Here is a 12844-nt window from a genome sequence, read left to right as displayed (position 1 = left end):
AGCATGTTAGACAGTAATATCAAAGCCCAACTCAAAGCCTATTTTGAAAAAATAGAGAGCCCCATTGTTCTTGAGGCCACTTTAGATGACAGCACTCAATCAGCTCAGATGTTGGAACTACTGAATGAGGTTGCCGAGCAATCTACCAAGATCACCGTAAAGACTTCAGGTAGCAGTAAAAATATTCCTAGCTTTACCGTAGGCAAGGCAGATGAAGTAGCTCGCATTGCGTTCTCAGGCTTACCAATGGGTCATGAGATGACTTCTTTCATTTTGGCTATTTTGCAAGCTAGTGGTTATCCACCAAAGGTTCAGCAAGACGTGATTGAGAGCATCAAAGGCCTAGAAGGTAAGAAGCGCTTTCAGACTTTCATCTCTTTGTCATGCCACAACTGCCCAGACGTAGTGCAAGCCCTGAACCTCATGGCAGCACTGAATCCAAACATCGAACATGAAATGATTGATGGCGCACTCTTTCAGGGTTTGGTGGATCAATACCAAATCATGGCAGTACCTACAGTCATTCTGAACGGCGAAGTCTTTGGTCAAGGCCGCATGAGCGTGGAAGAAATTGCCGCTAAATTGGATACCAATACCTCAGCACGTGATGCTGAAAAATTAAGTGCTAAAGCTGCCTACGACTCCCTGATCATTGGTGGTGGTCCAGCAGGTGCTTCGGCTGCAATTTATTCTGCCCGCAAGGGAATCAGGACTGGTATTGTGGCTCAACGCTTTGGCGGACAAGTTGCTGATACCGTAGGTATTGAAAACTTCATCTCCGTTAAAGAAACTGAAGGCCCTAAATTAGTCACAGCCCTTGAGCAGCACGTCAAAGAGTACGAGGTGGATGTGATGAATCTACAAACCGCTAAGAGCTTAAGCAAGACTGGTGGTGAAATTACGATTACCTTAGAAAATGGTGGCGTACTGAAGAGTAAAACAGTCATCCTGAGTACGGGCGCACGTTGGCGTGAAATGAATGTACCAGGCGAGCAAGAGTACCGAGGTAAAGGCGTTGCTTACTGCCCTCACTGTGACGGCCCTTTATACAAAGGTAAACGTGTCGCAGTTATTGGCGGTGGCAATTCTGGAGTAGAGGCTGCTATTGATTTAGCGGGTATTGTGAGTCATGTCACCCTAGTTGAGTTTGATACTAAGTTGCGTGCCGATGCCGTACTGCAGAAAAAAATGTTTAGCATGCCCAACGTGACGGTAATTACCAATGCCTTAAGTAAGGAAGTGTTGGGTGCTGACGGTAAGGTAACTACCTTGCGCTATGAAGATCGCGCTAATCATCAGATGCATGATGTGGCACTGGAAGGAATCTTTGTTCAGATTGGCTTACTACCCAATACCGATTGGCTTAAAGGTGTGATTGACCTTTCTCCTAGAGGCGAAGTGATTATCGATCAAAAAGGGGAGACTTCCATGCCCGGTGTATTTGCAGCCGGTGACTGCACCACTGTTCCCTATAAGCAAATTATTATCGCCATGGGTGAAGGGGCAAAGGCTTCACTTTCAGCATTTGATTATTTAATTCGCTCATAAACAGTGAGCTCGCCCAGACCTGCATCAGATCTGGGCGATTCTGAACGCAAATCATCTAACCCTCAGCAGCTACCTGTGCCTCAGCAAGCTTCATTTCTAAAGCGAGGCGCTTAAAAGCCGCTTGATCTGGATATTGTTTAGCCAAATAATAAATGAGCTCCCGATCAGTTTTGCCAAACTGATGATCCTTCAGCATCGTTCTTAATGCCCAAATCAATTGCAAGGAAGCGCGCTCATCTAACAAAATGCTCGCTTTATCATCCGCGCTCTCATCCAAATCTTGCAGATTAATTTCTTTAGCAAAGGACAATAGCTTTTGTGGCATGTCCCACTTGACAACATTGTGAGCCCAATACAAAAATCGCTTTAAGTCGACCCGCATGTTCTGAGCGGAAAAGTTTTGCATCCAGGCATGCTCGATCAATAAATCTAGCTTAAGCTTGAAATCAGAAAAGAGGCCTTCAAAATTTTCCCGATCGAAATGGAGCTCTCCAGCAGAATCTCTTCTTGGAAATTTAATTTGGCGAGGGTTTAATCCAAGCACTAAAGCAGCTGCTTGCCATGTATAAACATATTGCTTAGCAATCCAATGATCCCAATCCAATTCAGTCATAAATTTCACTTCATTTAATAACAATAAGAGCATAGCTTACTACGCCTGAGATATTAAATATTGACAAGCGGTGAAGACTGGGTCAGATAAGTTCCCAATAAGCTAACTCACTTGTAACTATGTGGGCTCTTTATTTGCAAAATAGAGTCCTGAGGACTCGTAAAGACTCTACGTAAGGGTCTTTCTTACTATGGACTTAGTTCTTTGAGGCTCTGGATGCTTCAGAAGCTTCAGAAGCATATTTTTCAGCGATAAGGGAAAAATGTTTTTTGGCGTCAGAGTCCATCGCAACATCCTCAGATTTATGGGGGCCTGATGTTGGCTTAGTCTCATAGGTAAAAAGGTATAAACCAGCTACTATGACTAATAAGGCAAAGCTAACTGGGGCGATATATGTCCTCAAGGGCTTTTCCAGCTCAGAGTATCTTGAGAATATTGGCCTGAAGTGGATGAATCACATTGGGCAATATTTCCGTGGGATTGAATGATCTTGCAATCTGCTCCTGCCAAAGCAAGCGATCCCTAACCAAGTCATCGATTTCTAATTTAATAAATGTTGCTGAGACTGCTGATAAATCACTCTTCGCTTGGAACTGGTTCATGACCTTATCTCCTTATAAAAGCGTCAACTTGATAGCTCCATCCTAGACGCTCTCGCAAGCAAAATAAAGTGATTTGCACAAGTCAAAGTGATTTTCTCGCCTAATGAAATCCTTTTGCAAGTAATTGATTTATATCTATTTTATTGATGGGAATAAAGCTGATTGTCATCCCCACAATACTCTGCAAGTAGATAAATGAGTAACTTCATTGGCCTATCAAAAGATTCTCAAAAATAGGTAAGGAAAGCATTAGAACTTGTTGATAAATATAGAATTTTATCATTCTGGGCTCTTCAATATAAATAAAAGTAGTGCAAGCGGGCTTACTTATACCCAAATAGTCTGCGTGAAAACGTATATCAAAATCAAGGGTCTACCTCTTAGACGTTAATCATTTCCCAACTACCTTTTAATTTCACATGAAAGGCATCGGTATAGCGATAAAACTCAATTTCATTAAAGCGTCCATCGGCATTCAAGAGATGGTTAAACAAAGCAGAGATATTCCACGGCTCCCAATCAAAGCCAGGTTTTTCGGCCCATACCTTAGTACCCTTTTCTTGCTTAACAAACTGACTCATAAAGCCAATCATCGTGGCAACATCTTCGCCATAGGTCACGACTGCGCGCAAATATTTAGGCTCGTCTAAAAACTTCATTTGTATAACTAGATAGGGCAAAGCAAAGGCTAAACATTTGTGTCTTCGCGAGTTGCGAAAATAAACCTGTTTGGTAACTGACCACGGCTGATCTGAGTTACTCAATGAAAAATCAAAAACCCAAGAAGTATTATAAAAAAAGATGCATTGACGACCAGCTATTTCATTAATGACTTTTTGTAGAGGAGTAGTCTCGCGTAGTAATCGTAAGTGCTCTATAGGATGAAGCTTATCTTCTTTTTTAGATGCTGAATTATCAATATCACTCACTCTTGCCTCTTAAATTGCTCAAAGATGAATGGCGATTTATCACCTACGTCTCTACCAACACGATAGACATAATTCTGATCGTAAATAAAGAAATATTTTCGTAGAAATGGATCGGCCAATACAATCTTTTTAAAATTACCTTGGCCAAGGTTATTCACCAGGGCTGCAGTCTTCTGAGAGTCAATTGTAGGGGTTTCAGGCGAAGCTTGCTGAGCCTGCATTCTTGTCAATAACTCAGCCTTATTGGTTGACCCCTCATAAAAAGCTGGGCAGCACTTTACAACGCCCTTTGGACGAACTCCAACCCATAAAAACTCATCGTTGCCATACTTCACCGCAGTAGAAGTAATCGACAGCTTTTGAGTGCTGCCCTCTGATGCCCATACCCCAAGCCAGCGCTCATTGATAGCTACAGTTTGAGCAGTCAGTTCGGCAGGAACTGCATCACTACTAGGGGCTTCTGCACTAGCGTTAGGGTTACTAGAATTGGCCTCTACAGGACTCTGAACTTCTGGGGCTTTAGAAACCTCAACAATCTCAGTACTAACTATATTTTGAGAAAGGGCGTAAAACATACCACCTAGAATAATTAAATACAGCAAGGAACCTATCATCATGGTGATAGGCAATGGATTTCTAGATTCTTGCCCGACCGTGAGTGAAGCATTCTCAGGTGATTCGGTGTTAGCAACATTTGCTAATTCAGAACTAGTTTCAGGGAAACTATCCTTTAAGGAATCCAAAGTAGGAGCTTTATGGCTAGGATGTTGTGGTGGGCACTCTAGCCCATGTGCATAGGATAAAGCCTCTTCCAGACTTGCAAAGACTGTATCGCGGCAAACCAATTGATTTAAGACCGCATTTCTTTCTATCTTGTACTTATTAACCAAATACAAGCGGTATGCGCTGGATTGTAAATCTTTAGGTCCAGATAATCTTGCGCTACTTTTCTGGGGCATGGGAAAAAAAATCCCCGCAACTAAAAAGGCGAGGCCCACCAGTAATTTAAATTGCACTGGATTTTGTATTTGACTCAGGAAAAATTGCAGCAATCCTTCGCCATCCAATCCAATAACTTGACTTTGGGCTGCAGAGAATAACAAGGTAAGACCGCACAAAGCTGCAATCACCTTCATAGCAATTTGCAAGTAGCGAGAATATATTGGATTGTCGGACACTAAAATTCCTTAATAAATGCAAAGAGAATAAATATTGGACTCAAGGACTCCAAAAAATTTCTACCAGCTAATCTATTTGGTTACTCGCTGTATGATCAAACGAATACCATTATGCCCAAGCCGAAAGCTCTAAAGCAAAGCTAAGATATACGCTTAGGAGGAGTGGTATCCGCAGCCTGCTGTTGGCCAGACTCTTCCTTTGGGCTAGCCGAGGAATCTGGCTCCTTAGCAGTCTGTTTTGGAGCCTCTACGGTCTCTTCCATTCTGACAAAAGTATCTGTTGTGCCAAAGTTATCGACCCAGTGGAAGACTTCCAAAAACTGTTCTTTGGGCATAAAACGCAAAGCAGAGTCATCATAATTTTTATACTCAACATAGCTCACGCCTAACTCATTGGGAGTATAGAGTCGCTTTACGGCAACTCGACGCCCATGCTCATCTTCAAATACATCGTTTCTGTAGGGATCTTTCACGTCTGTCATGAGTTCAATTACCACCCCTTCTCAAGAAAGAGGGCACCAAGCTTCCCTTTTTCGAGCGATATTCTGTTGAGCCTTCATTTTTTAGTTCCGGCACAGGTAGAGTGTTTGCAATGCCGCCGTAAAAATTGAGGCCACGTGCTCTTTCACGATAATCATCTAGGACGCTCACTTTTTTCACGATCGCACGATTTAAAGAGTTGCCACTGATCGAAATTGATTTTCTAACAATGTTGCGTTCAATGATTTTTTTAGAAATATACTTTCCAAAAGAAGAAAAATTCGCTGCAATTTTTTGATCAGGGCAAACACATAAAAAATCCTCATACACGTAACTGTCAATTTCTGGTGTTCGATAGACAGGCGGTGTGATGTGACAATTCATGAGAAAGTCTAAGTTAGTAAAAGTTGCATGAGAAGAGTAGCCCTCTTCCACTTTACTAGGAACGACCAAGATAAATTGTTTGTTTACTGCCAGACGAGACATGCACTGTTGCGCATATTTCAAAATAAAAATTTCAGTACTTGCCATTTCAAATTTAGAGTTCGAGCTGGGCACTAAAACCATATCAAAATCTAAGATAAATTGTTCAGACATAGCCGGCGTCCAAGTGAGATCACAAATACAGACCTCAACTCCAGATGAATACTTGCGAACACCCGAGCGAGCGCTAAGAAGAGCCGCCCCACTACTTTCATAATTGACGTCAAGGCAATGGACTTGGACGCCGATATCCGGCGCTTTCTTAGCCCAGCGAGAGGATGACGCCTGAGGATCCATATCAATCAAGGATACTTTGATGTTTTCTTGTATCGCGAGGTAAGCTGCTAGATTAACGGCAATCGTGCTCTTACCAACACCACCCTTTTGGTTGGTCACTAGAATTTTGATTGTGCCATTGGTATACATGTTAATTACTCTTTTTTGCCAACAATGCCAGCTCCCTAATTATCATCATCGTTGATAATTTTAGAAAGTAATCCACTCAAACGTGCACCTTGTTCGATGCCAATTTGAGCATAAATAATATCTCCATGGACATCTGCGCCACTGTGCAATTCCACTCTTTCGGTTGCAAGCACATTGCCCTCTACTCGACCGGCAACCAACACTCGCACCCCAGAAATATTGCCTTGCACTAAACCCGTTTTACCAAGCGCAATACAAACATCTGCGCCCGCTTTCGTTTTAATATCGCCAACTATCGTGCCATCGATTCTTAAGGACTTTGTTGCTAATAAACTACCAGTAATTTCTAAATCAGATCCAATAATTGAGCCGAAGGTTTCTTTAGACGGATCAAGCAGGCGTATTACGGTATTTTGTTTCAAAGCAATATTAGTTGCAGGTTAGTTTTTATTAAATTTGCCGCTAATCTTGCCACCACGTTGAATATGAATATATTTGTAATTGATATTCCCACTCACATGAGCAAGTGGACCAACATTCAAGTCATCGCAGTTGACGTCTCCCTTCAAGTCACCCTTAATTACTAGGTTTTCAGTATTGAGTTCACCATCAACTTGACCAGTGGAATCAATCAAGATAGATTTAGCTGTAACCTTGCCACGTACAGTCCCAGAAATATTCAATACCCCATCAGAAACTATCGTGCCTTCAAAGGTAAAGCCCTCACTCAGAATCGATGGCTTACTGTTGATGGAAGAGCGAACTGGTACTTCACTGCGAAGATTTTGCTCGACTGGTTCAGAGTCAATCTCTTCAGGCACATTTGACTGAGAAAAGTTATCAGATTGCTCTTCCATATCTTGCTCTGGGTTATTTTGTGAAGTGGTGTTTTTTGAAAAGATAGACATCGTCGTATGTTCTGCTTAAGATGATTAGGAATGGGGATTGAGATTATGTAATTCACCATGCAAATGGCCACCTTTTTCAATCTCAATTTCAGAATAATTAATGGAACCACTAACCTTACCAGTGGAACGAATAATCAGACTACGGGTTGAAGAAATATACTCATTTACTTCACCGCGAATATCGACCGACTCACCAGATAATTTGCCACGCACGACACCTGTTGCTTCTATGATGACTTGTTTTGCAGTAATCTCACCTTCGACAACTCCTGAGATGGAGGCGATATCCGGAACCTCAAAATTCCCTTTGAGAACTACGCCTTCACCTACAAATAGGCAACCTTGTTGATTTGCTTCAGCCATACTTAACACTCCTTGGGGGCAGTACTTCTATTATTGGTATAAATTGCAACGATTTTATCAGTTGAAACTCCCTGTAAGGGCTAAAACGCACTATATATGAACAATTTAAATATTTCACGCACCAAAATCTACCCTCTTTTTATGACCAAAAAATGGCTCTTGATGGCATTAACGGCTTTTTTACTAAACCCGCTTAATGCCAGCTATGCCGGGTGGAGCTTTATCTCCTCTGATGCACTGGGAAATCACTACTATTACGATGACAGTAAAACTGTCAGGGAAACCCAATCAGAGCAAGTGAGTACCTGGCTATTAACAAGCTATTCTCAAGCTCTTTCCGGCCCCAATGGAGAGCCCACCCTTTCTGTCATTCAGGATTTATCCTATTTTTGCCGGACTGGCTACGAAAGCTATAAGCAGTTTTATATTGGTTATTACGCAGGTCCGGAGGGCTCTGGCACCAGTTTGGGTGCTGAAAATACCCCGAACTCGCCCTGGGAACGCGTCATTCCGGAAACGATGAGTGATGTCTTATTTCAGTTTTTTTGTAAACCAGGTCAGTCCAGCAAGGGCCAAAGCGGCAAGTAGCCGCTGGAACTAATTACGGCTTCACTTCTGGAGCGGCGTCTGGCTTGTTTTCAGCAGCATTAGCAGGCTTGGAGAAGTAACTCATTGGATAGGTAGTCTCGGCTCCAAATGGTCCCCGAATCCAGATTTGATCGTTATATCTCACGTAGCAACTACGGCTCACGCTACCTGTAGCGCTGACACTATAGGAAAAAAACCAATTAGGCTCAATCCTACCCGTTTCGGAGGTACAAGGCTCGGCGGTAATGTACAAAATGTCGCCATGGGCTGGCATTTGGCCAATGATTGCCCCTTGAGCAATTTGGTTACCCAATAGACAAATGCTAGCTAACAGTATTTTAAAAGTTGTACGTAACAGATTCATAAGGAGCGAGAAAGAGGGTCGCTTTATAGTAAATTCATTGTTATTATAGATCACCTTGCAGACAAGCTACGTAATTTTCTTGAAAAAAATCAAACACTTATAGAATATTCATGCAATTATTTTGGGTTTCAGGGTCGACTGGCTCGATCAAACAAATCAACATTACCAAAAAGAGTGTTTTACGCTTGTTGGCTGTCGTCGGTTGTGCGTTTTGTGCTTTTGGGATTTTGATTTTTTATACCGGCATTACCATCGCATTTGAAGTCAACCCTGAGCTAGCTAAAGAAGTTACCGGGGTTGTAACGCCTGAAGAGCGCTCAAGACTGGATGGTATGTATCGTCGAGAGCTAGCTTCTTTCCAAGAACGTCTCAAAGAGGCTAGCGCTACCTTTAATGAACTCAAAGCCAGTAAAGATCGCTACCTTGCTATCTCTACCCCGAGCACCATCAAAGAGAAGCTCTTGGACCCCGCACACCTTGGTGGCCCACTAAAACCAGTGAACTTTCAGCTTGATCCCACTAAAGCATTGGTAGATAACTTAGAGGATCTTGCCAACAAGTCCAATGAAATTCTTGAGATTGCCACTAAGCTAGAGCCTGAATGGCAAAAGCAATATAGCTGGCTTAGATCCCTACCCATCGGGCCGCCAATTGATGCCAGGCTAGGCATGACCAGCAACTTTGGTGTCCGTATCGATCCTATTACACAGCAATTGGCGCAGCACTCTGGCATTGACTTTATTACTCCAACGGGCACCCCTATCGTAGCGTCAGGTGATGGCACAGTGGTTAAGTCAGCATTTGATCCAGCGTACGGCAACTTTATTGAAATTGCCCACAACGAGGGCTTTATTTCTAAGTATGCTCATAACAGCAAACTTTTGGTCAAAGTAGGGCAACTTGTAAAGCGTGGTCAAGTGATTGCACAATCGGGCTCTACCGGTAGATCAACCGGCCCGCATCTTCACTATGAGATTCACCAAAATAATACCTACCTCAATCCAGCCAAGATTTTGGTCTACGCCCCACCCTCCAAATATTGGTAAGCATTCTTAGACCCCTGAGATCTTTAATGCTCATTGTGAATGGTTTTAAATTCCCCTACTACTGAACAATTTAAAAAGCATCATTTACTAACCAAGTTCTTATTCACTTAGGCTAATTGAGCCATGCCCCGACCATGAAGCCTCTTTTTAAATATCTTATCAGCGCGCTCATCTTCTTGGGCCTAGTACTTTCGATTGATCAATTCATTTGTAACAAATGGATCTACCATGATTACGCTGCTGGCATGGATCGTAAGCTCGCCTGTTTTTGGAAGTCCTAAGCTTTTGCTTGTTAGCCGCCTTACTCAAAATGCTTGATCTCTCAAATCTTTTTTCTAAAGCGTAGATAGCATTCATGACTGTAAAAAATGCTGCAGATATTTTGGCTCATCTTCATCAAGAACAGATAAATTTGGGCGTAAAACGTGTCGAGACTCATGATGCCCAAATCGCTCAAGCCATTTTGGATCGTCTCTTTAGCTTTGAAGACTTACTATTTTTATCTGCGCTAGATATGCAGACACTACTTCTCAAGATTTCTGATCAGACTTTAGTTGTTTGCTTAAAAAATGTCAGTAAACCGCTGGGCATCAAAATACTGACCGCCATGACTAAAGCTAGGGCAAAAAGTATCGGGGAAGATTTACAAAATAGTGCAAAGCTAAAAGTCTCCGAAATCGAAGGAGTTCAATTAGAGGTGCTGAAAGTAGCTTATGGGTTACACCAAACTCAAAGCATAACATTGCGAAAATCTGCTGTAGATGAGAAATACATTTAAGTAGTCATGGGAAAGATAAAGCACTACTAAGCATTTACAAGTCTAGGCATAACCTAATTTCACTGACTATAACCAATCAGAGATGCGCTGTATTGAATAGGTTACTTATGAACACCCGCTTCTTGCATAGCCAATGCATGCGCTTTGCGTTCAGCGATTTTTTGCGCCGTCTTTTCGATCTCATGATTGTGCAATAAAACTTCATGCAATCTGCGGTAGAGGAACTCCAAAGCGATAGCAATAGCAATCAACACAAAAAAAGTGATCCACTTGTCATAAATCAGGCAAAGATCAGCTGCAGTTAAGCCTGCTAGGGCCTTTAAGCGAATAAAAGTGGTTTCAGGGAAATGTACCGACAGTACGCTCATGATTAAGAATGCTTATTAATGGATGAGTAAATTTAACAAAAAGTTATTGCAATATAAAGTCGCGCTGCACAAAAACAGGGCTTATTTGAGCGTTATGCCATTTTTGCCCTATTTTTAGCCTATTGATAATTAACGGTAATGCCAGCATTCCTGTTAAGAAACCATAATTATTATAGGGTCTATAGGCAATATCTGCGGTTGTTTGCTTAGATAAGCCACGCCATCAGCAGTCATAACTCCATCACCACTACACCCTACTGATCGCTATCAAGCAGTACTCGACTTTCCTGCAGATCAATTAATTTAATTAATCCAGGCTGTAATACCTCGCTTAAATCAAAAGGGAATAGCTTTTGTGCGCCGATTTCTTGAGCACGCTCCGCAATGCTATTTAGAGACACCCCCTTTAACTTTGGCAGAGCAATCACAATCTTGTTGCCTACAGTGGGAACCCTTAAGGTATAAACCTCATTAAAAACCTCTTGATAGGTCCTGAGCATGGATTTATAGAGGGGATTGACCTTAGGGGTACTCCACATATTGGCTACGATAGCGCCTGAGGGCTTGAGCGCTTTTTTGAGTGAGAACAAAAACTCTTTACTTGCCAGATGCCTGGGAATCCCTGCTGCCGTATAGGCATCTACAAAGATCAAGTCATATGGCTTTTGAACATTTTCTATAAATGCACGACCGTCCTGTGCATGGGCATGCAGGTAGCGATCTTCAGCAAGATTAAAGTACAGTTTAGCCAGGGTAATAATTTGTGGATCAATATCGATCACATCGATTTGTGCATCCGAATAATGTTTACGTAAAAACATTGGGATGTTGCCAGCACCAACTCCTAGCACCAAAATACGATCAAGCCGCTCGGTAAATGCTAGACCAATCATTGTCGATCTAGCATAAGGCAAACCCAAGTAATCCAAGTCACCCATTTTGACCACGCTTTGACGTGGTCCATGCTGCCCAAAACGTAGGGCGCGAATCCCATCCATGTCTTGAGTTACCCTCGTTAGCCCAGACATGCTTTGACCTTCAAAGAGCAAACCTTCTTTAGTCACAACGGGTCTTAAACCGTCAGCTGAGGTCACGGCAGTAAAAAAGGTCTTAATTTTAGTAAGCATGGCTAAGAATAACTATTCTAGTATTTAAAGCTAATAGGAATAGTCAAAAAATAAAACTATAAAACAAAATTCTGTAATTTTTATCTATTAATATTAATGATGAAACAGGTCGTCAAAAAGGGTAAAACCTTTATTCAGAGTATTTAGAAATACCAATTATTTACTTTGTTTATCGAAAGTCATTATTTCGCCTTGGGCCACAAAGAAATAAAAAATGACTATCTCAGTTTAATTTTAAATACTAAAGCGCGCTAAAGAAATGATGTTCTTAGCGTATGATAGATTCGATACCAATCTATAAATTTTAAGGGTAAAAATGATGGTAAATAGTAAATCAACAAATCCGTTGATTGAGTATTTAGAGCAAAACCCTAATGGCCGGGTTGTTCATCGCTGGCGACATTACTTCGATATATATCATCGACACTTCTCTCGATTTAGAGGAGAGTCAATAACGATGATTGAAATTGGAATTTTTAATGGTGGTTCCTTAAGGATGTGGAAAGACTATTTTGGACCTAAGGCCACAATTGTTGGGGTCGATATAAATCCAGGCTGTAAAAAGTATGAGGAGACAGGAATTGAGATAGTTATCGGAGATCAAGCGGACCCAAAATTCTTACAGGAATTATCCAATCGCTACCCAAATTTTTCCGTTGTCATTGATGATGGGGGCCATAGAATGGAGCAACAAATTACCACTCTGGAAGAGTTGTATTTGCCGATGCAGAATGATGGTGTTTACCTTTGTGAGGATACCCATACATCATATATGCCTTCCTTTGGAGGTGGACACCAAAAGAAAAATACATTTATTGAATACTCAAAAAAACTGATAGATCAACTGAATGCATTTCATATTGAGGAAAGTGAATACTTAGCGCAAAACTACTTTACACAAGCTACTGATTCAATTCATTTTTATGATAGTGTAGTAGTGATTGAAAAAAAGTCCCGGACAAAGCCGGATCAGGTGATTTATGGCACTCAAGCTGATTTTTCTTATCTTGTACCTTCACTTTCTGGCAAAAATACTTAAATAA

At 41.6% G+C, this 12844-nt stretch carries 17 protein-coding genes; 5 read left to right on the top strand and 12 right to left on the bottom strand.

The genetic code is table 11. The features are described from left to right. Positions 1-3 precede the first annotated feature (3 nt). On the top strand, positions 4-1548 hold the full coding sequence (gene ahpF, locus ICN27_RS02640) for an alkyl hydroperoxide reductase subunit F (RefSeq protein ID WP_216268885.1): 1545 nt from the start codon (positions 4-6) through the stop codon (positions 1546-1548). 55 nt (positions 1549-1603) lie between these two features. Here ahpF and ICN27_RS02635 read toward each other — a convergent pair whose 3' ends face one another. From ICN27_RS02635 to ICN27_RS02595, 9 genes are all read right to left on the bottom strand, one after another. Next, a complete protein-coding gene (locus ICN27_RS02635) occupies positions 1604-2194 on the bottom strand; it encodes a hypothetical protein (protein WP_216268884.1) in 591 nt (196 codons plus the stop codon). A gap of 383 nt (positions 2195-2577) precedes the next feature. Beyond that, complete coding sequence (locus ICN27_RS02630; RefSeq protein ID WP_215309404.1) at positions 2578-2763, bottom strand: hypothetical protein; 186 nt, start codon at positions 2761-2763, stop codon at positions 2578-2580. Positions 2764-3143: 380 nt separating this feature from the next. Beyond that, on the bottom strand, positions 3144-3422 hold the full coding sequence (locus ICN27_RS02625) for a hypothetical protein (RefSeq protein WP_215309403.1): 279 nt from the start codon (positions 3420-3422) through the stop codon (positions 3144-3146). 266 nt (positions 3423-3688) lie between these two features. Beyond that, positions 3689-4870, bottom strand: a complete 1182-nt coding sequence (locus ICN27_RS02620) for a hypothetical protein (RefSeq protein WP_216268883.1) — start codon at positions 4868-4870, stop codon at positions 3689-3691. 140 nt (positions 4871-5010) lie between these two features. Next, entirely contained in the window at positions 5011-5352 is a 342-nt protein-coding gene (locus ICN27_RS02615) for a hypothetical protein (protein ID WP_216268882.1), read from the bottom strand. Positions 5353-5356: 4 nt separating this feature from the next. Next, positions 5357-6259: a ParA family protein gene (locus ICN27_RS02610; protein WP_215309399.1), complete on the bottom strand. Its 903-nt coding sequence runs from the start codon at positions 6257-6259 to the stop codon at positions 5357-5359. A gap of 35 nt (positions 6260-6294) precedes the next feature. Continuing rightward, a complete protein-coding gene (locus tag ICN27_RS02605; protein ID WP_215309397.1) occupies positions 6295-6681 on the bottom strand; it encodes a polymer-forming cytoskeletal protein in 387 nt (128 codons plus the stop codon). Positions 6682-6699: 18 nt separating this feature from the next. Continuing rightward, positions 6700-7167 carry a polymer-forming cytoskeletal protein gene (locus ICN27_RS02600; protein ID WP_216268881.1) on the bottom strand — a complete coding sequence of 156 codons (468 nt, stop codon included), beginning with the start codon at positions 7165-7167 and terminating at the stop codon, positions 6700-6702. A 24-nt stretch (positions 7168-7191) separates the two neighbouring features. Beyond that, positions 7192-7530, bottom strand: coding sequence for a polymer-forming cytoskeletal protein (locus tag ICN27_RS02595; protein ID WP_215306033.1), 339 nt, complete (start codon positions 7528-7530; stop codon positions 7192-7194). 141 nt (positions 7531-7671) lie between these two features. On the opposite strand from ICN27_RS02595, the gene ICN27_RS02590 reads away from it, so the two are divergent. Continuing rightward, positions 7672-8118, top strand: coding sequence for a surface-adhesin E family protein (locus ICN27_RS02590; RefSeq protein ID WP_216268880.1), 447 nt, complete (start codon positions 7672-7674; stop codon positions 8116-8118). A gap of 13 nt (positions 8119-8131) precedes the next feature. Here the strand turns inward: ICN27_RS02590 and ICN27_RS02585 are convergent, their stop codons facing one another. Further along, a complete protein-coding gene (locus ICN27_RS02585; RefSeq protein WP_216268879.1) occupies positions 8132-8482 on the bottom strand; it encodes a hypothetical protein in 351 nt (116 codons plus the stop codon). A 110-nt stretch (positions 8483-8592) separates the two neighbouring features. Between ICN27_RS02585 and ICN27_RS02580 the strand changes: the two genes are divergently transcribed. Both ICN27_RS02580 and ICN27_RS02575 read left to right on the top strand, forming a co-directional pair. Next, complete coding sequence (locus ICN27_RS02580) at positions 8593-9528, top strand: M23 family metallopeptidase (protein ID WP_216268878.1); 936 nt, start codon at positions 8593-8595, stop codon at positions 9526-9528. A gap of 355 nt (positions 9529-9883) precedes the next feature. After that, positions 9884-10306, top strand: coding sequence for a FliG C-terminal domain-containing protein (locus tag ICN27_RS02575; protein WP_216268877.1), 423 nt, complete (start codon positions 9884-9886; stop codon positions 10304-10306). Positions 10307-10407: 101 nt separating this feature from the next. On the opposite strand, the gene ICN27_RS02570 is transcribed toward ICN27_RS02575, so the two are convergent. Then, positions 10408-10674, bottom strand: coding sequence for a hypothetical protein (locus tag ICN27_RS02570; protein WP_216268876.1), 267 nt, complete (start codon positions 10672-10674; stop codon positions 10408-10410). 254 nt (positions 10675-10928) lie between these two features. After that, positions 10929-11801 carry a spermidine synthase gene (locus ICN27_RS02565; RefSeq protein WP_216268875.1) on the bottom strand — a complete coding sequence of 291 codons (873 nt, stop codon included), beginning with the start codon at positions 11799-11801 and terminating at the stop codon, positions 10929-10931. Between the two features lie 316 nt (positions 11802-12117). Here ICN27_RS02565 and ICN27_RS02560 point away from each other — a divergent pair, with 316 nt between their 5' ends. Next, positions 12118-12840, top strand: coding sequence for a hypothetical protein (locus tag ICN27_RS02560; RefSeq protein ID WP_216268874.1), 723 nt, complete (start codon positions 12118-12120; stop codon positions 12838-12840). The last annotated feature ends 4 nt before the right edge of the window (positions 12841-12844 follow it).

Origin of the sequence: Polynucleobacter sp. Nonnen-W13, from assembly GCF_018881735.1 — a bacterium.
Classification (GTDB): domain Bacteria; phylum Pseudomonadota; class Gammaproteobacteria; order Burkholderiales; family Burkholderiaceae; genus Polynucleobacter.
Note: the sequence above shows the minus strand (reverse complement) of the source record. Positions and strands in the feature narration are given on the sequence as shown.